Genomic DNA, 21,083 nt, shown 5'->3' on the forward strand with positions numbered 1-21,083 from the left:
CGGTAATCGGAAGGTCGATCGCGCATCGGATCGGCGGGCCGGCACGGCATTGCGCAAGATGGACCTGTCGGGCGATCAGAATGCCGCGGAGGAGTATTTCCCCAAGAGCTGGCCTCTCCTTCGCCTGGCGATGATCGCGGCGGTCTACCTGGTCTACGTTGTCGAAGGACACGTGCCGTCCGCAACGCCTGCCATCATGCTGCTGATCGCCGTTACCGGCGTCCTGCCCGTGGGAGTCATCTGGCGCATCGTTTCGGGTTACGATGACCCTGCAAGAGCGATCGGACTGGTGCTGGTCGTCGTCGTGCCGTTCTTCCTGTTCGGCATGGGCATGGCACTCTGGGCGGCAGAAGGCGGGATCGAGTGGAGCGCCGCTATCGCAGCCAAACTGGCCGTCGTGTCGACCGCCGTTCTCTACCTGCGGCGACAACCCATGGCGATATTCTCGGCGCAGCTGGCTATCTGGGCGCCGATATCGGTGTTTTTCTTTTCAATGACTTCGGTCCTGTCGCTTTTGTTCGGACTGCTGGTCGCCCTGCTGGTTACGCGCGAACAGCTGGAGCGGGACAAGAACGAGATATCTCTGCAGGAAGCGCAGGAGAGAATCAGCAAGCGCGCGCAGGAAATCCTCTCCGACTACGAGAAGACGGGGCAGGGCTGGTTCTGGGAAACCGACCGGAGGATGCTGCTGACCTATGTGTCGGAGGCCGTGGCCGAGGCGCTGGGAGCAAGGGCCGTCAGCCTCATCGGCCAGCCGCTGACGACGATGTTCGACCTTGGCGACAGCGGGCAGGAGAGCGAGCGCACCCTGGCCTTCCACCTTTCCGCCCGTTCTTCCTTCAGCGAGTTGCCGGTGCGCGCCGACATCAAGGGAGAGGAGCGCTGGTGGTCCATTTCAGGCCGACCGATCTTCAGCAAGTCGGGCAGCTTCCTGGGCTTTCGCGGTTCGGGCACCGATCTTACCGAGCGCCGGAGGAGCCAGGAAAGGGCGACCAGGCTGGCTGCCTACGATTCGCTAACCGGGCTCGCCAACCGGCACCAGATGACCCAGGCGCTGGAAAAGGTGCTCTCCGCCAAGCAGAAGTCGCACCGGCACTGCGCCGTCTTCATGATGGACCTCGACCGGTTCAAGCAGGTCAACGATACCATGGGCCACCCGGCTGGCGACAAGCTGCTGAAGGAAGTGGCCCAGCGACTGGAAAGAGTGATCGGCAAGGAAGGCCAGGTCGGACGCCTAGGTGGCGACGAGTTTCTCGTCATCCTCCCCAATCGCGTACTGCGTGAGCCGCTGGGCGAACTGGCGAAGAGCATCATCCATTCGCTGTCGCAGCCTTACGCCATCGATGGGAAGCGGGTCACGATCGGCGCCTCGGTCGGCATCGCCCTGTCGCCCGACGACGGACTGACCACCGAGGAAATGCTTCGCACCGCCGACCTCGCGCTCTATGCGGCCAAGGGGGCCGGGCGCGGATGCTTCCATTTCTATTCCGAAGACCTTCACGCCCAGGCGGAAGCCCGATCCCAGCTCGAGGAAGACCTGCGCGACGCGATTTCGAACGGGCAACTGGAACTGTACTATCAGCCCGCCGTCTCGACGGCGACGGAGAAGATCACCGGGTTCGAGGCGCTGATGCGCTGGCAGCACCCGGTGAAGGGGTGGATCTCGCCCGAGGATTTCATCGCGGCAGGCGAGGATACCGGACTGATCCAGCAGATGGGGGAATGGGCCCTGCGGCAGGCGTGCGACGACCTTGCCAAGTGGCCCAGGGAAGTCAGCGTGGCGGTCAACGTGTCGCCCCTGCAATTCGCCAATCCCCAGCTGCCCAAGATCGTCGCGAGCGCGCTGGCATCGTCGGGCGTGAACCCCTCGCGGCTGGAGTTGGAGATTACGGAAAGCGTCTTCCTGTCCGACGACTACGGCACCGATGCCATGTTCACCGCGCTCAAGAAGCTTGGCGTAAGGCTGGCGCTGGACGACTTCGGAACCGGCTATTCCTCGCTCGGCTACCTGAAGCGCGCGCCGCTCGACAAGATCAAGATCGACCAGAGTTTCGTGCGCGGGGCGACCGTGGAGGGAAGCCACAACGGCGCCATCATCGCCTCGATCACCAGCCTGGCCGAGGCCTTGGGAATGGATACCACCGCAGAAGGCGTGGAAACGCAGGACGAGCTTGAAATGGTGCGCATGCACGGCTGCAGCCACGTGCAGGGCTTCATCTACGAAAAGCCGATGAGCGGCGAGGCCGCCCTCCAGAGGATGCAGTACGGCCTCGCGGCCGTTGCCCGTGGACCGCGCAGGAGCCGCCCGCTGCGCCAGTCGATGCTGCGGCGGTTCGTGCTCCACCACAAGGGCGTGCGCTACGACGGGACCATCCGCAATATCTCCAGCACCGGAGCCCAGATCGAGGGACCGTGGGACGTCGTCGTCGGAACCGACCTGCGCCTGGAACTGTCGTCGGGCAGTTTCGTGACCGGCACGGTCCGCTGGTCGGCAGGAAACCGCATCGGGGTGGAGTTCGCAGAGCCGCTGGAGCGCACGAATAGCGGCAAAATCGCCGTGCTTCAGGCGCCGCCGCCAGCGCCGATCGTCCACGAGCTGGCGCAGAAGGCCGGCTGACCCGTCTGGGCGGGCGGTGACTTTCTTACCTTATTAACTTCGTCCGTTTAAACAACATGATGAGAATGGCCCGATAGGCGTCGGGCAAGATTTCAGGTGCTCCGGAGCAGTAAGTACATGGGCGTTCGCGACATTTGGAGGGGACGAAACGCCAGCGGCGACGTCGCGCCCGTTCGCGTGCCCGACGCCGAAGTTGCAGCGGGCCGCATTCCGGCAATCAGCGATCGCGAGCGCCTGCAGATGTTTGCCAGTTTCGAGGAAAGCGACCTCGCCTGGTTCTGGGCAACCGACGCCGAAGGGAACCTGACCTATCTTTCCCCCAAGGCCACTGCCCGGTTCGACGCGGAGCGCCCCGTCATCGGCGAACCGATTGCCGCCCTGTTGCGCACGGTCACCGACGAGAAGGATGCGGAAGAGGCGAAGCCGATCTCCTACCTGCTCAGCTCGCGTTCCAGCTTCACGGAACTGGTCGTCTGCCTGAAGGGCGAGGAGGATACCGAGGGCGGGGCGAAGTGGTGGCTCCTGACCGGTCGTCCCGGCTTCGACAAGAACCGCGAATTCACCGGCTATCGCGGCATCGCGAAGGACATCACCGCCACCTACGAGGAAAAGCGCAAGACCTCGCGAATGGCGGCCTTCGATGCGCTGACCGGGCTTTCCAACCGGCACCGCATGACGCAGCGGCTGACGGCCTCGCTCAACGCCTGCAAGGTCGAGAAGCGCAACTGCGCGCTGATCATGCTGGACCTCGATCGGTTCAAGCACGTGAACGATACGCTTGGGCATCCGGCCGGCGATGAGCTGCTGCGCCAGGTCAGCCAGAGGTTGCAGCGGGTCGCGCCGACCGGAGCGGAGATCGGGCGCATCGGCGGCGACGAGTTCCAGCTGATCGTTCCCGACCTGGACGACCGCGGGCGGCTGGGCGACATGGCCAACCGCATGATCCAGATGATCTCGCAGCCCTATTCCATCGAGGGAAGCCGGGCGATCATCGGAACCTCCGTCGGTATCGCCGTGGCGCCATACGACGGGGTGGAGCCTGCCGAGCTGGTCAAGTCCGCCGACCTTGCGCTCTATGCCGCCAAGGGAGGGGGGCGCGGCCAGTTCCGCTTCTATTCCAACGACCTGAAGGAAACGGCCGAGGACCGACGCGAGATCGAGGAAGATCTGCGCGATGCCATCGATCGCGGCGAGCTGGAGATGCATTACCAGCCGCAGGTCGATGCGAAGGATCATGTGGTTCGCGGCTTTGAATCTCTGATGCGCTGGGATCACCCCGAGCACGGTCCGATTTCGCCGGGGGTCTTCATCCCCATCGCCGAGGAAAGCAACCTGATCGACAAGCTGGGCGCATGGGCACTGCGGCAGTCGTGCAGCGATGCAGCGGCCTGGCCGGGCGAGCTTACCGTCTCGGTCAATGTCTCGGCGCGCCAGTTCCTCAACGACGAATTGCCCGATCTGGTGGAGAAGGCGCTGAACGATTCCGGCCTGCCGCCCTCGCGGCTGGAGCTCGAGATCACCGAGACGGTGTTCATGGGAGACGTCGGCAGCGCGCAGACGATGTTCGCGAAGCTTCGCAAGCTGGGTGTCAAACTCGCGCTGGACGACTTCGGAACGGGGTATTCGTCCCTGTCCTACCTGCGCAAGGCGCCCTTCACGAAGATCAAGATCGACCAGGGGTTCGTGCGTGGCTGCGCCGATGATGGTAATACCAACCATCCCATCATCAAGGCGATCACCACCCTGGCGCGGGCGATGAACATGACGACCACTGCCGAAGGCGTGGAATCGATGGACGAGCTGGCCGCGGTGAGCGCGCTGGACATCGACTTCGTCCAGGGCTTCATTTTCTCGCGCGCCGTGCCGCAGGCGGATGTGCTGGAAAAACTGACATCGGGGAAGCTCGCCTACGAGCCTGTCGGCCCGGCCAAGCATCGCGCCGAAAGGCGCACGCTCTACCGCCGCATCGGCGTCGTGCACGAGGACCATCACTACGTTGCCATGCTGCGCGATCTCTCGCGCACGGGCGCCCGCATAGAAGGCTTGCTGGACGTGCCGATCGGCACCGACCTGGCGATCGACCTTGGCGAGGGGCAGATCGTGGTCGGCAAGGTGCGCCGCTCGCAGGACGCGACGCAAGGCGTGGAATTCGAGACGCCGCTGGTTTCGGACGGGGCGGGCGGACTATGCACCAGGCACCGTGTCTCGCCCTATCTGCTGGCCTCGGTGGGCATGCCGCTCCAGGCCCTGCCAAAAGGGCATCACCTGGCGGCGGCGGTCAAGCGCAGTTCCAAGACGTCGAAGCGGCCGCGGTTCATGCAGGTCGATGTCGGCCGCGGGGCCTCGCGCGCAGGCTAGGCCGCACATTCCGGCTGACACGCGCGGGGCAGGCGGCTAAAGGCGCGCCATGACCGAATTGTCGCGCATCCGCAATTTCTCCATCATCGCCCACATCGATCACGGAAAGTCCACCCTGGCCGACCGCCTGATCCAGGTCTGCGGCGGGCTGACCGAGCGCGAGATGAAGGAACAGATCCTCGACAACATGGATATCGAGCGCGAGCGCGGGATCACCATCAAGGCGCAGACCGTTCGGCTGAACTACACCGCGAAGGACGGCGAGACCTACGAGCTCAACCTGATGGACACGCCGGGCCACGTCGACTTCGCCTACGAAGTGTCACGCTCGCTGGCGGCCTGCGAAGGCGCACTGCTGGTGGTGGACGCGGCGCAGGGGGTGGAGGCGCAGACGCTCGCCAACGTCTACCAGTCGATTGAACACGACCACGAGATCGTGCCCGTCATCAACAAGATCGACCTGCCGGCCGCCGAACCCGAAAAGGTGAAGGCGGAGATCGAGGACATCATCGGCCTCGACGCCAGCGACGCCGTGCTGACCAGCGCCAAGTCAGGTCTCGGCATCGAGGACGTGCTGGAAGCGCTTGTGAAGCGCATTCCGCCCCCGACCGGAGACCGCGACGCCCCGCTCAAGGCCATGCTGGTCGACAGCTGGTACGACCCGTACCTGGGCGTGGTCATCCTGGTGCGCGTGATGGACGGCGTCCTCAAGAAAGGGCTTGAGGTCAAGTTCATGCAGGGCGGCACCGAGCACCTGATCGACCGCGTCGGCTGCTTCACTCCCAAACGCACCGACTTGCCCGAGATCGGGCCGGGCGAGATCGGCTTCATCACCGCGCAGATCAAGGAGGTGGAGCAGGCCCGCGTCGGCGACACCATCACCACGGTGAAGAACGGCGCTTCCGCTCCGCTGAAAGGCTACAAGGAAGTGCAGCCCGTGGTGTTCTGCGGCCTCTTCCCCGTGGACGCCGCGGATTTCGAGAAGCTGCGCGAGAGCATCGGCAAGCTGCGTCTGAACGATGCCAGCTTCAGCTACGAGATGGAATCGAGCGCCGCGCTGGGCTTCGGCTTTCGCGCCGGGTTCCTCGGCCTGCTGCACCTGGAAATCATCCAGGAACGCCTCAGCCGCGAATACGACCTCGACCTGATCACCACCGCGCCATCGGTGGTCTACCGCGTGCACCTCGCCCACACCAAGAACGAGGACGCGGCGGTGGTGGACATTCACAACCCCGCCGACTGGCCCGACGTCAACCGCATCGAGATGATCGAGGAGCCGTGGATCAAGGCCACGATCTACACGCCCGACGAGCACCTCGGCGCGATCCTGAAGCTGTGCCAGGACAGGCGCGGCATCCAGACCCAGCTGACCTACGTCGGCGGCCGCGCTCAGGTGACCTACGAACTGCCGTTGAACGAGGTGGTGTTCGATTTCTACGATCGCCTGAAGTCGATCAGCCGCGGCTATGCCAGCTTCGATTACGAGCAGATCGGCCTGCGCGAGGGTGACCTCGTGAAGATGAACATCCTGGTGAACGCCGAGCCGGTCGACGCGCTTTCGCTGATCGTCCACCGCTCGGTGGCCGAGGAACGCGGCCGCGGCATGTGCGAGCGGCTGAAGGACCTGATCCCGCGCCACCTGTTCAAGATCCCCATTCAGGCGGCCATCGGCGGCAAGATCATCGCCCGCGAAACCATCGCCGCCCTGCGCAAGGACGTGACCGCCAAGTGCTACGGCGGCGACATTACGCGCAAGAAGAAGCTGCTGGAGAAGCAGAAGAAGGGCAAGGCCCGGATGCGCGAATACGGCAGCGTGAGCATCCCGCAGGAGGCATTTATCGCAGCCTTGCGGATGGGCGAGGAGTAGGCTCGCGCCCCTCTGGGACTTGCCGGTCTCGACCGGAAAACCGTCACACCTTGGTCGGCTTCCTGGAAGCGAACATGCGCCTGAGGTAGCGGGCGCGGTAGCGCCAGTCGGGCAGGGCGGCCAGCGGCGACGCTAGAGCGGGGAGGTCGGCGACCAGGCTCGCCGCGGTCAGCAGCGGCATCGCTCCGGGCCGGGCGAGTTGCCATTCGCGCCGGGCTGCCTGAACCCTTGCCCAGCTCCTTGGCCTCCAGTCAGGCGGCAGGGGCATTCCGAACAGCCGACTGGCGGTGAGCAGCTGCGTGTCGAGCGCCCTGCGCGAGGCACCTGTCGGGAACAGCCGGTGCAAGGCCTCGATATCGAGCGGACCGTGGCGCTGTGTCATCTGGTGCAGGTCGAGCATGTGACGAAGGTCGATCAGGCCGCACCAGTAATCGCGCTCCTGGATCTGGTCGTGGGCGATCAGCACGGCGGCTTGCGCGCTGTGATTCAGCGCCAGGACTTCGCTATTTCCGACGGTTGCGGGGACCGTGAAGGGGAGCAGTTCGTCGTATCCTGGCGCGCCGGGCAGGGCGCGAAGGCGGAAATGCAGGTCGAGCCCGCCAGCATCGCTCTCGCGCTTGAGGTTCATCCCGTCCTCGGGCGAAACGCTGGAGGAATCGCGGGTAAAACCCTTGCGCCCCAGCGCGGCGACCGCCTGTTCTTCCTGCGACCGAGGCAGCAGGAGATCGAGATCGGCGAAAAGCCTTTCACCTGACGCCTGCGATCCATCCGCGAGGAATTGGGCTCCCTTCAGGAGAACCGGCTGAAGGCCCGCCTGCGCCAGGGCATCCGCGGCATCCTCCAGTTGCGCGCGCATCGCCTCGTTTCTCGCTCGCGTGCGCGCGGCGATGTGATCGAGGAACTCTCGCACTTCCTCCGGGATGCAGTCGTGCCCGGCCAGAGTGGAGGCGAGGACCGGGGTGACGAGGGTGCGGTTGGCGAGGGCGATCATGGCGGTCCATTCGACCCCATGCTGGATTTCGCCCTTCAACGCAGCGCACAAGGCGGCAAGGTTCGCCTGTTCAGCCCGAGACATGACGTTCGAGCAGCGAGACGGCATGTTCCGCCTCGTCGTAGGAAAGGACCAGCGTTTCGGCCTGTTCGACCATGCCAAGCAGTGCGCGGAAGGTCTCTATCGACGCGCTGCCGGAGCGCGAGCGGGCTTCGCGGCAAAGCAGATCGAGGCAATCGGTCTTGGTCCATGCTCGAAGCGCTGGCTGCTTCTCGTCGCTGCGATCGAGCCTGACGATGGCACGGACCGGTATCGCGCCGCCGATGGGGTCATTGGGGATGGGCAGGTAGAGGACGTCGACGCCGTCATTGCGGGGTACGATCCGCGTCGTATCGATCGGAAAGCCCGCTCCACGCGCTTTCTCCCGGCTTCCGCTCTTCAGCGTAAGCGGCAATGCAAGCGCGGCCACCGATTGCGTCTCGTTGTCGAGGAAAGCAATGTCGTCTCCGCCGATGGCGAATCCCGCCCTGCCGGCGAAAAGCGTCATGGTCGACTTGCCGGTGCCGGGAGGGCCCATCAGCACGATTGCAGAGCCTTCCTTCACCAGCACCGCGCAATGAAGAGCCACGCTTTGGTTATGCTCGAGAAGCGCCTCGACCAGATGGAAGCGGAATGTTGCGGCGAGTAATTCGCGGGGCACGATCCTTGTCCGGCCGCCTTCGATCCGGATCAGTCCGAGAGTGCCGGCAATCTGTCCGCAGGCGTCGATGACTGGTGCTTGTTCACCGTCACTTGAAAGATGACTGTAAGGGGCGAACCAGTCGCAATCCGTGCCGAGGCACTGCATTCGCGCCGGCCCGGCTGGGGATTCGATGAGCGCGAGCGCGCCATCGGCTGGGGCGCTTCCAGGCCTATCGGGGAGCAGCTCGATCAGGCCGCAGGACGACCATTCCGCGAGCAGTCCGTCCAGGGCCGCGGCTCCGCCCGCGAGGTCGTGCGCAATTTCTTCGCGCAACCTCGCAAGTGGAACGGGCTCGTCCATCGCCGCGAGCACTCTCAAGGCGGATGGATTCAGTTCGAACAGGCGCTGGCTCTCTTCAGCGAAGACGCTGTGCCTGCCATCGAATGATTTAAACGCGGTGTTCTCGGCTATCCGGAGACGCATGGCCTACCCATGGCCCGGATACGGGACCACTTTTCGCGATTGGAACAGGGCTGCAGGTCTAGCGCCGGTTGCCCGGTTTGCCTGGCGCGGTGCCCGGTCCGTCATTCCGCGGGGGATTGCCGGGAGGCGGCGGATCGATGCCGTTGCCAAGTCCGTTGTTGCCCTTCGGTCCCTTGATCTTGCCCCCTCCGTCTCCGCCGGACTTCGCGATTGCAGGCGAAGACAGCGACGTCGATAGAAGTACGGTCATTACTGGGGGAACGGTAAGCGAATACTTTCCGCAGCCCTTGAGAAAGGCCCTGCGATCGCTCTGCAGCTTCGAGCCCTCAGTAGTATTGCATTCCTCCATGGCGCACTCCAAATACAGCCGAACGTGGCTGTGCAGGCCATTCAGCGCCTAATTCTTCGAAAAGACAAGAGCAGCGCACCGAAAATGTCGCCGCTAATCCCTAATAGTTAACGCCGTCGAAATCGTGAGCGACGCGCCGGACCATGCACGGACAGAATTCTTCTGGCGGATTTCACTTATTTTCCCGTGATTTCGTGAAGCGACATCCTTCCGAGGCAGCGCTCGGGGCGGCAGAGGCGATCCTGGCTCGCCCGATACCGTCTCGCGACGACGCGCGCGTGACAAATGGCCTCCAGTCTGGGGTGGAGGCGCCCGGTGATCGTGATCTGGCGAATCGATCCGGTCCGCCAGGCGAGGCCGGGCGGAGTGCCGATGGAAGGAGCGTCGCTGTCGGTCCGGCCCTACGAGCCGGAGCGCGATCAGTTGGCGGTCACTTCCTCATAGCGCTCGGCGGTTTCGCCGAAGCTGCCGTCCACCACCTTGCCCAACTGGTCGAAGCCGGTCATCGCGGCCATGGCCACGAGCGACAGGATCAGGCCGTATTCGATACCGGTCGCGCCGGTTTCGTCCCTGAAGAGGGCTTTTGCCATCTGCATTGCTCAAGTCTCCAAACTGCGCCGCGGCGGTCCCCACTGCCACATAGCGCGCATGGATAATGGATCAGCGCGGTTAGCAGTCCCCTCAGGAACGGGGTTTCTAGGCGCGGTTAACGCGGTGTTGATGGAGCATCGGGCGCGAAATCAGTTCGCTGCGTCGCGATAGTCCTCGTCGACGCCGTCGTAGGTATCGGCCAGGTTGTCGCCCAGCGTGACGAAAGTGGCGGCCAGCAGGACCGCGACCAGCGAGGCGAGCAGACCATACTGGATGGCCGTGGCTCCCGATTCGTCGGTGATGATACTGCGCATCTGTCGGTTTCCCCCCCCAAGTCGAGGGCAGGGAATAGCACCCCAGGGTTACCAAACGGGTAACCGCCTGCCCTGAGCGCTGCGTAGCGGGCCTCAGCCCGGCTTGCGGGCGGAAACGAGCGAATAGTAGCCGCCCCCGCTCAGGCAGGCTCGCACGTCCTCGAACCCCGCGGCTTCCAGCATCGCCCGGAACTCGGGCAGGGTATATTGTCGGCCCAGCGTACCCAGCAGCATCATGATGCTGAAGCTGGCGGCCTGCCAGGGGCCGGTGCCATCGTCGTCCATCAGGATCTCGTGCAGGAAGATCCGGCCGCCCGGTTCCAGCGCCTTGAAGGACTTCGCGGCGAGAATGGCGTTGGTCTCTTCCGACCAGTCATGGAAGATGTTGGCAAAGAAATGCGCGTCGTATCCCGTCGGCCATTCCTGCTCGAACATGTTCAGCCCGCATGTCGATACCCGGCCGGACAATCCGGCGGCATCGACGTGGGTCTGCGCCTCGGCGACCATCTCCTTGAGATCGAGCAGGGTCACGGCGATCTGCGGGTTGGCGCGCGCGATCTCGATGCCATAGACGCCCGATCCGCAGCCCACGTCCAGCAGGCGGTCCACCTCCGCGAACACCGGCTGCACGGCGGCACCGCGGGCCGGCCCCATCGAATGGGCATGCATGAAGTCCGAAATGCGCCTGGCGACCTCGGCGCTCATCGTGCCGCGTTCCCATTCGGGGCCTCCCGCGACCCGGTTCTCGGGCCGCTTCCCGGTCCGAACCATGTCGATCAGCTGGGCGTGCAGCGGAATCGTCTCGCGAAAGCGATAGAAGAAGCCTCCCCAGTACCCCGTCGCGTCAGGATGCAGCCAGGTGCGCGCAGGCGGCGTTGCCGACCATCGTCCGTCGCGGAGTTCCACCATCCCCAGCGCGGCAAGGCCACCCAGCAGGACGCCAAGAGCGCGTTCGTCCGCGGACAGTGCCTCTGCCAGCTCCGCCGTAGTCATTGCCGTGTTGCCGATCTCGCGAAACAGCCCCAGTTCGTCCGCCACGGTGACGGCCGGCAGCGTGAACTGCGACTGCCAGATGTCCCAGATCGCGCGATCGTCCACGCCCTGCGGTAGCGGTCCCATATGCATACTCCCTCTCGTCCGGCCGCAGCATAGCGGATCGCTTGCCGCCCGCCAGTGTCTCGTGGCATGTCCTCGCAAAGGCGGCAGGACAGGCCGCGAGAGGAAGACGATGGCGACTGTAATCGAGAATTCGGTGGAAGACGGCGCGCGGCAGGTGCGCGCGATGATGCGCTACGTGGACGAAGGCGATTTCGTGACGCGGCGCTACGTGAGCCAGGGCAGGGAGCTCAACACCGGAACCTATTCCGACCATGAAGTGATCATTCGCGACGGCATGCCCCTGCGCGATCATTTCCAGCTCGACACCCACGGCTTCACCATCGCCAGGTCGCCCAGCGCCGTGACCGATTTCCACGATCGGGAGGAAGTGCAGCGGATATACCAGCGGGAGGTGGAGGCCGACGTTGTTCGGCTGACCGGTGCCGACAGATGCGCAGCGCGCGGCTGGATGCTGCGCACCAGCGCGGACTTGTCCGAACACGCCAGCAAGAAGGCCGAAGGCTATACGCACCAAGGCGGGCTGCAGCCGCCCGCGGGCGAGGCGCACGTTGATGTCAGTACCGCGACCGCCGAACGCATGGCGCGCGCGACCTACGAACAGTGCTTTCCCGACGGACCGGGGTTCAAACGTTTCCTCATCACCAGCCACTGGCGCACATTCTCTCCGCCCCCGCAGGACGTGCCGCTGGCCTTGTGCGACGGCCGGACCAGCTTCGGCGGGGAGGAGAAGGACAACACCCTCATCATCGTCGACGAATTTCCCGAGGGCGAGGCGCTTACGGCCCCGGTGCCGGGCGAGGACGAATTGATGGCGGCGACCATCTTCTCCTATCATCCGTCCCACCGCTGGTGGTATTTCTCGGGCATGCAGCGCGACGACGTCCTGCTGTTCAAGTTCCACGACAGCGACCACGAGAGGACATGGCGATGCCCGCATTCGGCGTTCGTGGATGCCTCGGCGGACCGCCCGAACATTCGTGAAAGTATCGAATGTCGGAGTGTCGCGTTCTGGGAATAATCGTGCGCTGACTTCGGACTTTGCGCAACTGCCTGACCTCACGGATTGTTTCATAAATGTCACACGAAACGTTCTCGTGTGAAACCTGTTCACAGGGGCGTTGTGTGGCAATGCACAATCGTGTTTGAGGCAACATCAGGAAGGTGGAGTTTGGACTACCAGAGCGGGAATCGGGCCAGAAGACCCGTACGCAAAGGTTGTCTGCCTTTCGATGAATTCTCCCTCTTACCAGGAGCATTTTGAATGATTATCAACAAGACGAGGGCTTCGCTGCTAGCGAGCACCGTGATCTTCGGATCGCTGGTTGCCTCCCCGGCGTTCGCACAGGACGCTCAGCCCGAAGATCCGACCCTGCAGCCCGAAGCTGCGGACAACACCATCACCGTTACGGGTACGCGCATTCAGCGTCGTGACACCGACACCGCCGCGCCCGTCGCGGTCGTCGACAGCGCGGAATTCGAGCTGTCGGGTTCGGTCAACGTCGAAAACGTCGTGAACTCGCTGCCGCAGGTTGTGCCCGGCGTCACCTCCTTCTCCAACAACCCCGGTAACGGCACCGCCTCGCTGAACCTGCGTGGCCTGGGCGAAACCCGCACCATGCTGCTGGTCAACGGCCGTCGCTGGATGTTCTACGATGCCAACCAGATCGTCGACCTCAACACGATCCCGCAGTTCCTGCTGGATTCCGTTGACGTCGTGACCGGTGGTGCTTCGGCCGTTTACGGTTCGGACGCGCTGGCCGGCGTTGTCAACTTCCGCCTGCGTGAGCTGGATGGCGCCGAGTTCGGTGGCCAGTACGCGATCACCGATCGCGGCGATGGCGACCGTTGGGAAATCCACGGCGCTCTCGGCACCGATTTCGCCGATGGCCGCGGCAACGTGACCGTCTACGGTGAATACTACAACCGTGAATCGATCTTCCAGGGCGAGCGCGAGTTCTCCGAGTTCAACCTCGGCGGTGACCCGCTGGTACAGGGCGGTTCGTCCTTCGTTCCGGAAAGCCGCATTGCCTACCAGGGCAATGGCGACCGTACCGGTACGGTGTTCGCCAACAACGGCAACGGTTTCTTCGGTTCGCCGGGTTCGATCAGCCGCTACAACGGCGCGACCGACTTCTACAACTTCGCACCGGTCAACTACCTGCAGCTTCCGCAAGAGCGTTACCTGCTCGGTGGCTATGGTAGCTACGAGATCGCCGAAGCCGTCGAATTCTACGGCGAAGTCACCTACGTCAACAACCGCGTCGACTCCGAACTGGCTCCGACGCCGGTTCAGTTGAACAACGTTGCGCTTCCTTACGAAGAGCTGCTTGCAGCCGGCTATATCGATCAGGCGACCCGCGACCAGTTCGCAGCGCTTGACGCTTCGGAAACCGGTGCCCAGGCGAACGACGATCGTGTTCTGATCCAGTTCAACCGTCGTCTTCTCGAAGGCGGCAACCGTGCGAACCTGGACGAGCGCAACGCCTTCCGCGTGCTCGGTGGCCTGCGTGGCGACATTACCGACTACCTGTCGTACGATGCGTACTACATGTATTCGCGTACGCGTAACGCCAACATCCAGCAGGGCAACGCTTCGCTGTCGCGTCTGCGTGCCGGCCTCGAAGGCACGGGCGACATCCTCATCAACCCCTACGGTCGCAACCAGCTGACCGACGAGATGACCGACTCGTTCATCATCCAGGCACAGAATGGCGACATCTCTGCGCTTCAGGTGGCGTCGGCTGCGATCTCCGGTACCTTCGGTGATTTCGCTCTTGGTGCAGCCGAACCGATCGGTTTCGCACTCGGTGGCGAATATCGTGAAGTGAGCGCTCGCTTCATTCCTGACGAGTTCCTCGCTTCGGGTGACGTCGCTGGCTTCAACGCCGGTGAACCGACCGAAGGTGGCTACAACGTCAACGAAGTCTTCGGCGAAATTGCCATCCCGTTCGAAACCGAAAGCGGTCTGCGCATCGAACTGTCGGGCGCCGGTCGTTACTCCGACTACTCGCTCGAGGCAGTTGGCGGCGTCTGGGCCTACGCGGGCGGTATCGAATTCGCTCCGATCCCGGACATCACCTTCCGTGCGCAGTATCAGCGTGCGGTCCGTGCGCCGAACGTGAACGAACTCTTCCAGGGTTCGGCAGTCGGCTTCCCGGGCGTGGTGGACCCCTGCGCGGGCAACGGCACCTCCGTGGGTGGCCCGACCCCGACCGGTGCGCTTCGCGATCTGTGTATCGCCAACGGCGTTCCGGCCTCCAACATCGGCATCGTTCCGCCCAGCGGCAACGGTCTGAACCCGGTGGTGCAGCCTGATCCGCAGATCCAGGCGCTGTTCGGTGGTAACCCCGACCTGTTCGAAGAAACGTCTGACAGCTACACCTTCGGTGTGGTGCTGCAGCCGACCTTCATCCCCGGTCTGACGATCACCGCCGACTACTTCGACATCACGATCGACGATGCCATCATCACGATCAGTGCCCAGACGGCTCTGGAACTCTGCTTCCTGACCGTTCAGGATCTGAGCGCTCCGCAGTGCTCGGGCTTCGTCGGAACGCGTGACTCGAACGGTGCCTTCACCCGCGCCAATCCGCCCCGTCTGGGCGGTGCGAACGTGGCGAGCATCGAGACGAGCGGTATCGACCTTCAGGTCAGCTACGGTCTCGACCTGCCGTTCTCCGTCCTGGGCAACGGCGCTTCGGACCTGAACCTGTCGTTCCTCGGCACCTGGACGGAATCGAACGCGCTGGCACCTGACCAGCTCGATCCGACCAACGTGATCGAGTGCGCCGGCGAGTTCGGTGTGGAGTGCGGTGAACCGCAGGCCTCGTTCAAGTGGACGTCGCGTGCAAGCTATGTCGATGGTCCGCTGACCCTCTCGACTCGCTGGCGCCACCTGTCCGCGGTTGACGATGACGATCCCAGCTTCGATTACTTCGTTGAGCGCATCAGCGCCTACGACCTGATCGACCTGACGGTGTCGTACGACTACAATGACATGGTCACCTTCACGGTCGGTGTGAACAACCTGTTCGACACCCTGCCGACCGCGCCGGAGTTCAATGCCAACGGTGTAGTCATCAACGACACCAACACGCTGCTGCTCGGCGACCGTAACAACGGTGAACAGGCCAACACCTACCCGTCGACCTACGACGTGCTGGGTCGCGACTTCTTCGCTTCGGCCGTGTTCCGCTTCTAAGCGACACCCGATCGAGAAATCGCAACGAAAAGAGGCGGGGGACCTACGGGTCTCCCGCCTTTTTGTTTGTCGGAGCGAGGTCGCGCTGGCGGCCTTCGTGGGCCGCGCTGGGCGAGGCGCAACTATTGGGCGGCGCGGAAGATACGGAAATCCGCGAAGGGCGCGGCGGAGGCGCCGTCATGCAGTTCGCGCTGCTCGGCGCAGGCCAGACCGGCATCGGCCATCAGCTTCACCAGCGCTGCGCCATCGCTCACCGCCTGTGCCGCCGCTTCCAGAGACTCGATGCGCCCCAGTTCGTTCTGCGCCTGCTGGCCGATTTCATCAAGAATGGCGGCGACCTGGGCGGGATCGTCCTGTCGCCCGAGATGCAGCGTGCGGCGGATCGCCTCGGCAATCTCCCACGCGGCCGAGTTCGGCCCGTGCAGGGCGGCGCCCTTTTCCGGCGCTTCGATGATGGGCCTGGGCAGGGCGGCAATTCCCGCGCTGCGGAGACCCAGGCTGTTTCGCGCCAGCTTGAGCAATTGCTGCTCTTCCAGCGCCCAGGCAATCTGCTCGCGCCTCCTGCGATTGTGGGTCACGATCGGTCCGTCCAGCCTGTGCGTCATCAGCGCAGCCCGTCCGCCCGGTTTCAAGACGCGCGCGATCTCGGACGCGACGCGATCTGTTTCGCCGTATTCGAATCCGAACTGGCTGGTGACGACGGCGAACTGGCCGTCGGGCAGCGGCAATTCTTCCATCATCACGCCGCCTCGCATCCTGGCGCCGCGCGGCGGTTTGGGCAGCGCGGTCGCGCGGTCGATGCCCAGCGGTTTCAGGTCGCGCCGTGACTGCAGCATGTGGGCCATCACCAGCCCGTCGCCCGTGCCGAGATCCAGTGTTCGCGCACCCTTGGGCAGGCTCCTGGCAAAGTCCTTCCAGATTTGCGCGCGCTGGTGCTCGATCCGGTTCCAGCTGTCCGGCATGCACCCGCCTTCGCCTGTTCCGCCGGATTGCGGGCCTTTGCGCTGCTGGCGTTCCCAGAAGGTGTCCCAGGCGCGATTGATGTCTGCCTTGCTCATGGTCCCTGCATCGCTGTCTGCACGTCGAAAGCAACCGTCATGCGCGTGCCCCCGGAAAAGGGCCTGGTGCCATGATAGAGGGTGCTGGGGAATAGCGCGAGGTAACCGGCCCTGGGCTTGAGCGTGTAGAGGGGTGGAATATCGACGCGCAGCTTGGGTGGCGGGCGTCCCAGCTCGATGTGCCCTTCGAGGTCCTCGTTTTCGCCGAGATGGGGCGGCAGCTCGCAATACAGCGCGCTGGAAACAATGCCCTCGGGATGCAGGTGCGAGGCATGGAAGTCCCCGCCGCCGGAGAGCCTGACCGACCACGAACCGGTGATGAGCCATGGCGTATCGCGATGGCGCAGCTGCGGGTGGGTCTCGTCGAGAGGGGGGAGGGTGGAGCGGTAGTCTTCCAGCGCCGCCGTCAGCGCATCGCGAAGAATCGCGGCTTGCGGCTCATGCCGGTCGAGCAGCCTCCCGCGCGTCTGCGTGCCCCCGCGCAATGACTGTCCCAGCGGGAAGGCGGAAGCATCATGCAGGCGGTGCAGCAGCGGCACGACCTGCTCCAGCACGCGCTGCGCATCGGGCAGTTCCACCATGCGCACCAGTCCTTCCTGCGCGTGCAGCCACTCGGCCCGGGGATCGCCGCTGCGTCGCCACAAGAGGTCGCGCACCGCCCAGGCGTTGATGTGCCACGGCTCGGCCTCGATAACCTTGTCCAGCAGTCGACCGGTGCGCTCGAAATCGTCGCTCCTCAGGCGATACCGGGCCTCCAGCAGCCAGCGCTCGGGCGTTTTGGCTTTCAGGTCAGCGAAGAGCGCCTCGGCCTGGGCGTCATCACCAAGGATCCCGGCATAACTTGCCTGCAGCAGTGGAAACTCGGGGAGATCGGGAAACCGTTCCGCCGCCTTGCCGGCGACTTCAAGCGCTTCCGCAAACAGATCATGCTGTTCCAGCACGGTGATGTGCGCCCGCAGGATGGCGGGATCGGACGGAGCCTTGTTTGCCGCCTGCGCGAAATGGCTGGCGAAATCGGGTTCGCCCGCAGCCAGCCTGACCTGCGCCAGCAGGCGCAAGGCGGCTATCCATTGCGGCGCCTGGGCGACAAGCTGCTCGGCAAGATCGCGCGCCCTTTCCTTCTCGCCCGCCAGGTCCAGCGCCTCGGCCAGACCCAGCCATGCCTCGGCGTCGGACTGGTTGAGGCTGACGGCGCGTTCGAACCGCTGCACCGCGTCGGCCTCTCCTCTTTCGAGGGCGGCGCGTGCGCGGCCATGCACGGCTTTCGCTCCGCCGGGAGCAAGGGCGATGCTGCGATCGTACCACCGGGCCGCCTGCGCCAGGTCTCCCACGGCGCGCGCCGCGCTGGCGCGTACGGAGCAGAATCGCGCGTTCCGCTCACCGGCGCTTTCAAGTGGGGCGAGGACTGCCAGCGCATCCCGATGCCGACCGAGCGCGGAAAGAGCGATGGCATGATTGGTCGCGAAGTCGATGCTGTCCGGGTCAAGCCTGGCCGCCCGTGCAAAGGCACTTTCGGCAGCGCTGGCATCGCGAGCCTTCATGGCCAGGTTGCCGGCGCTGTTGGCCAGCGGCGCGTTATCGGGATGATCCGCGCACGCACGGTCGAAGACCCGCTGCGCACCGGCAAGGTCGCCGCTGCTTGCGAGCGACTGGGCCTCGGCGCGATACTGGTCCGGCGACATGCTCACCGATCGCGCAGCCACCCGCTGATCGCATAGCGTCCGCGCGGAGCGAAGGGCGGAACATAGGTGACCGCATGCGCCTGCGGCACCCGGAACAGGTTCAGCGTATTGAAGCGCGGCATGAAGCCGGTCTCGATATTGCCGTCGTCGTCGTAGAACACGAGGTATCCGCCCCAGTCGGGGTACCAGTCGTCGATCGTCAGGTTCAGCACGTAGGCCACGCGCCAGCCTTCGCCCACGTGGCTGTCGATATGCCTGCCCAGGAAATGGTTGGGGCCAAAGCAGCTGGCATGGCCATCGGCCTTCGCCAGTTCGGGAATTCCCGTCACATCGCGCATCAGGCCCAGGAAATCGGGGGCGTTGAGATATTCCAGCAGCAGGTCGTGCGGGCCGCCTGGCTCCCATTGCTGCTGCATCCCTTCGACCAGCGAATAGCGGTGGCAGCGAAAGGCGTAGTCACGCTCCGCCGCAGCCTTGTCCGTCGCCTTGACCAGTTCCACCACCTGCTGCCCGGTCGCCCGGTCACGCACCTCGCGGCCGCGCCAGCTCTTCGGCTCCGCATAGGCACCGGCCTGGAGCGCGATGCCCCATTCGGTGCCGTTGGCCAGCACCTCGCGCAGTTCGCGCGCGGTTTGGGTTGTCAGGACGTTTTCGACCTGCAGGCGTCCGGCGGAGTCAAACTGCGCAGCCAGGGACTTGCGATCGAGATCGGGATTGAGTTCGAAAAGGGCTTTGGCCATGGCACAAGGCTATAGAAAGCGCGGCCATGTTGCACCAGTCCCCGGCCCGCGGGAGAGTGGCAAAAAAGACCCGCCGCGAAGCCTCCCTGAGGTTTCTTCGACGGCGGGTCAGACGATACCTTGCCATTTTCGCTAGTTGGCTCTAGCCCGTTGCGCATCTTACCCTACGCACGGTTGGGACCCGGTATCGGTTCATCCAGAAATCGGGTCGGGCTTCAACCGCGCTGTTGTTCTGCCGTGCGGACGGCGATTTCCCTCTCGAAATTCTTGATCGTCTCGCGGTAGCAGCTGCGCGATTCGCTCGTCGGCAGGGCCTGGGCCGAAGTGCGCCGATCGATACCGCAGACTTCCTGCGCGGCGCGGTCGAGGCGGCGTTCCAGCGTTTCCTGGCCTTCCTTGGTCGAAAGGTCGAGGTCGGCATAGCGAACCTGGACGCTGTGGCCTTCGATGTTCGCGGCGTATGCGGGGGCGGCCATCAGGGCGCCGGCGGTGAGAGCTGCGGCGATGCCGCTCTTGATCGAAATCGTCTTCATGGTCTTTCCTCCTCTGTGAAGCTCCGGCCCCGGGAATTCTTTGGGGGGGCTGGGCCGGAGCGCTGATTGTTATCTAGAGAAGGCACGGGGGCGCTGCATTCCATGGTCGACCGGCCTGCGCTTGGACTCGACAAAGATCGTACGGGGTCGACGATCGGCAGACCGAGTCCGACAAACGTCGAGACGTTCTCGACTGCAACTACCCGCCGGTCGCAGAAAGCGGCAAAGCGCCGCGCACTTCACTTGGCGTTCAGCGCAGGCCTAGTTATAGGCGACGCATGACCGCGAAGTTTTCTCCCCGTAGCGCGCTGCTTGGCGCCACCTGTGCCATGCTGCTGACCGGCTGTGCCGGCGGCGCCGATACCGGCCCCAATGATCTGGCCTACGTCGCGCGCGACGTCGAATCGCTCTACAGTGCGGCGAAGGACAGGCTCGATCGCGGCGACCTCACGATGGCCGCGGGCCTCTTCGACGAGGTGGAGCGCCAGCATCCCTATTCGCCCTGGGCGCGCCGGGCGCAGCTGATGAGCGCATTCTCATATTATGCCGCGCGGGATTATACCCGTGCCATCCAGTCGGCCTCGCGCTTCCTGTCGATCCACCCCGGCAACGCCGATGCGCCCTATGCCTACTACCTGATCGCGATCAGCTATTACGAGCAGATCAGCGACGTGGAACGCGACCAGGCGATTACCGAGCAGGCGTTGCAGGCGCTCACCGAAATCGTTCGCCGCTTCCCCGAAAGCCCCTACGCCGACGACGCGCGCCTCAAGATTGACCTGGTCAACGATCACCTGGCGGGCAAGGAAATGGAAATCGGGCGATTCTACCAGCGCACCGGGCAATGGCTTGCCTCGCAGCTGCGCTTCCAGAACGTGATCGAGGATTACCAGACCACCAGCCACACGCCCGAAGCGCTCTATCGCCTGACCGAGAGCAGCCTTGCCCTCGGCATCCCGGAAGAGGCGCAGCGCTATTCGGCCGTGCTGGGCGCCAACTATCCCGGCACCGAATGGTACGAGAAGGCTTTCGAGCTGATGGAAGAACACGCGCCGGAGCGCGTGCAGGGCTAGGTCAGCCGGTCAGGTGCCGTAGCGCCAGTCCACGCCGGTCTGCTCGCGACGATTGAGGTCCAGCAGGTCGCGCATTTCCGGCAGGTGCAGCGAACTGTTCAGCCGCACGCCGGCCAGCCCGTCGTGAGCCCAGCGGATCGTGCCCTCGTATTCCTCTCCGGTGGGGGCGACGATCACTACCTGATCGCCGGTCTCGTACTTTCCGCGTCCCAGTCCGCTGAGGCGGGCGCCTTGCTGCGACAATTCGATCAGCAGGCCCGACACCGTCTTGCGGCCGTCGCGGCGCAGCTCGATCGGCAGCCGAGCGGCATATCTCTTGTATGACCTGATCGTGAGCACCGACATCGCGGCCAGACCTCCTGAATTGCTTTCCAAAGTAAGCGCACACATTGGTTAAGAAAATCTAACACTCCACCTATTAGCGA

General features: G+C 64.3%; 17 protein-coding genes. 6 read left to right on the forward strand and 11 right to left on the reverse strand.

Features of this window, described 5'->3' with window-relative positions; genetic code table 11:
- The first annotated feature begins 58 nt into the window (after positions 1–58).
- The 3 genes from AAA989_RS13600 (at position 59) to lepA (ending at position 6,842) form a co-directional block, all read left to right on the forward strand.
- Positions 59–2,617 (forward strand): EAL domain-containing protein, encoded by a 2,559-nt coding sequence (locus AAA989_RS13600; RefSeq protein ID WP_338245548.1) that lies wholly within the window; start codon positions 59–61, stop codon positions 2,615–2,617.
- 117 nt (positions 2,618–2,734) lie between these two features.
- On the forward strand, positions 2,735–4,975 hold the full coding sequence (locus tag AAA989_RS13605; protein ID WP_338244448.1) for an EAL domain-containing protein: 2,241 nt from the start codon (positions 2,735–2,737) through the stop codon (positions 4,973–4,975).
- Between the two features lie 49 nt (positions 4,976–5,024).
- Positions 5,025–6,842: a translation elongation factor 4 gene (gene lepA / locus AAA989_RS13610; protein ID WP_338244450.1), complete on the forward strand. Its 1,818-nt coding sequence runs from the start codon at positions 5,025–5,027 to the stop codon at positions 6,840–6,842.
- 43 nt (positions 6,843–6,885) lie between these two features.
- Here lepA and AAA989_RS13615 read toward each other — a convergent pair whose 3' ends face one another.
- From AAA989_RS13615 to AAA989_RS13640, 6 genes are all read right to left on the reverse strand, one after another.
- Complete coding sequence (locus AAA989_RS13615) at positions 6,886–7,917, reverse strand: nucleotidyltransferase family protein (protein ID WP_338244453.1); 1,032 nt, start codon at positions 7,915–7,917, stop codon at positions 6,886–6,888.
- Positions 7,904–8,875, reverse strand: a complete 972-nt coding sequence (locus AAA989_RS13620; protein WP_338244455.1) for a hypothetical protein — start codon at positions 8,873–8,875, stop codon at positions 7,904–7,906. The genes AAA989_RS13615 and AAA989_RS13620 overlap by 14 nt, the downstream gene beginning before the upstream one ends.
- Before the next feature lie 181 nt (positions 8,876–9,056).
- Entirely contained in the window at positions 9,057–9,248 is a 192-nt protein-coding gene (locus AAA989_RS13625; protein WP_338244457.1) for a hypothetical protein, read from the reverse strand.
- A 518-nt stretch (positions 9,249–9,766) separates the two neighbouring features.
- Positions 9,767–9,937 carry a Flp family type IVb pilin gene (locus tag AAA989_RS13630; RefSeq protein ID WP_338244459.1) on the reverse strand — a complete coding sequence of 57 codons (171 nt, stop codon included), beginning with the start codon at positions 9,935–9,937 and terminating at the stop codon, positions 9,767–9,769.
- 150 nt (positions 9,938–10,087) lie between these two features.
- Positions 10,088–10,252 (reverse strand): Flp family type IVb pilin, encoded by a 165-nt coding sequence (locus tag AAA989_RS13635; RefSeq protein WP_338244461.1) that lies wholly within the window; start codon positions 10,250–10,252, stop codon positions 10,088–10,090.
- 93 nt (positions 10,253–10,345) lie between these two features.
- Entirely contained in the window at positions 10,346–11,371 is a 1,026-nt protein-coding gene (locus AAA989_RS13640) for a methyltransferase (protein ID WP_338244464.1), read from the reverse strand.
- Positions 11,372–11,480: 109 nt separating this feature from the next.
- On the opposite strand from AAA989_RS13640, the gene AAA989_RS13645 reads away from it, so the two are divergent.
- Both AAA989_RS13645 and AAA989_RS13650 read left to right on the forward strand, forming a co-directional pair.
- Entirely contained in the window at positions 11,481–12,389 is a 909-nt protein-coding gene (locus tag AAA989_RS13645; RefSeq protein WP_338244466.1) for a CmcJ/NvfI family oxidoreductase, read from the forward strand.
- A gap of 243 nt (positions 12,390–12,632) precedes the next feature.
- Positions 12,633–15,572, forward strand: a complete 2,940-nt coding sequence (locus AAA989_RS13650) for a TonB-dependent receptor domain-containing protein (protein WP_338244467.1) — start codon at positions 12,633–12,635, stop codon at positions 15,570–15,572.
- 122 nt (positions 15,573–15,694) lie between these two features.
- Here AAA989_RS13650 and AAA989_RS13655 read toward each other — a convergent pair whose 3' ends face one another.
- The 4 genes from AAA989_RS13655 to AAA989_RS13670 all read right to left on the reverse strand — a co-directional run bounded on the left by AAA989_RS13655 (position 15,695) and on the right by AAA989_RS13670 (position 19,585).
- Positions 15,695–16,630, reverse strand: a complete 936-nt coding sequence (locus tag AAA989_RS13655; protein ID WP_338244469.1) for a class I SAM-dependent methyltransferase — start codon at positions 16,628–16,630, stop codon at positions 15,695–15,697.
- Positions 16,627–18,312 (reverse strand): 2OG-Fe(II) oxygenase family protein, encoded by a 1,686-nt coding sequence (locus AAA989_RS13660; protein WP_338245550.1) that lies wholly within the window; start codon positions 18,310–18,312, stop codon positions 16,627–16,629. The genes AAA989_RS13655 and AAA989_RS13660 overlap by 4 nt, the downstream gene beginning before the upstream one ends.
- Positions 18,313–18,314: 2 nt before the next feature.
- A complete protein-coding gene (locus tag AAA989_RS13665; protein WP_338244471.1) occupies positions 18,315–19,052 on the reverse strand; it encodes a 2OG-Fe(II) oxygenase in 738 nt (245 codons plus the stop codon).
- A gap of 215 nt (positions 19,053–19,267) precedes the next feature.
- Positions 19,268–19,585: a UrcA family protein gene (locus AAA989_RS13670; RefSeq protein WP_338244473.1), complete on the reverse strand. Its 318-nt coding sequence runs from the start codon at positions 19,583–19,585 to the stop codon at positions 19,268–19,270.
- 278 nt (positions 19,586–19,863) lie between these two features.
- Between AAA989_RS13670 and AAA989_RS13675 the strand changes: the two genes are divergently transcribed.
- Entirely contained in the window at positions 19,864–20,658 is a 795-nt protein-coding gene (locus tag AAA989_RS13675; protein ID WP_338244475.1) for an outer membrane protein assembly factor BamD, read from the forward strand.
- A 9-nt stretch (positions 20,659–20,667) separates the two neighbouring features.
- Here AAA989_RS13675 and AAA989_RS13680 read toward each other — a convergent pair whose 3' ends face one another.
- Complete coding sequence (locus tag AAA989_RS13680) at positions 20,668–21,003, reverse strand: PilZ domain-containing protein (RefSeq protein ID WP_338244478.1); 336 nt, start codon at positions 21,001–21,003, stop codon at positions 20,668–20,670.
- Between the last annotated feature and the right edge of the window lie 80 nt (positions 21,004–21,083).

The sequence above is a fragment of the Aurantiacibacter hainanensis genome, assembly GCF_036321025.1.
Classification (GTDB): Bacteria; Pseudomonadota; Alphaproteobacteria; order Sphingomonadales; family Sphingomonadaceae; genus Alteraurantiacibacter; species Alteraurantiacibacter hainanensis.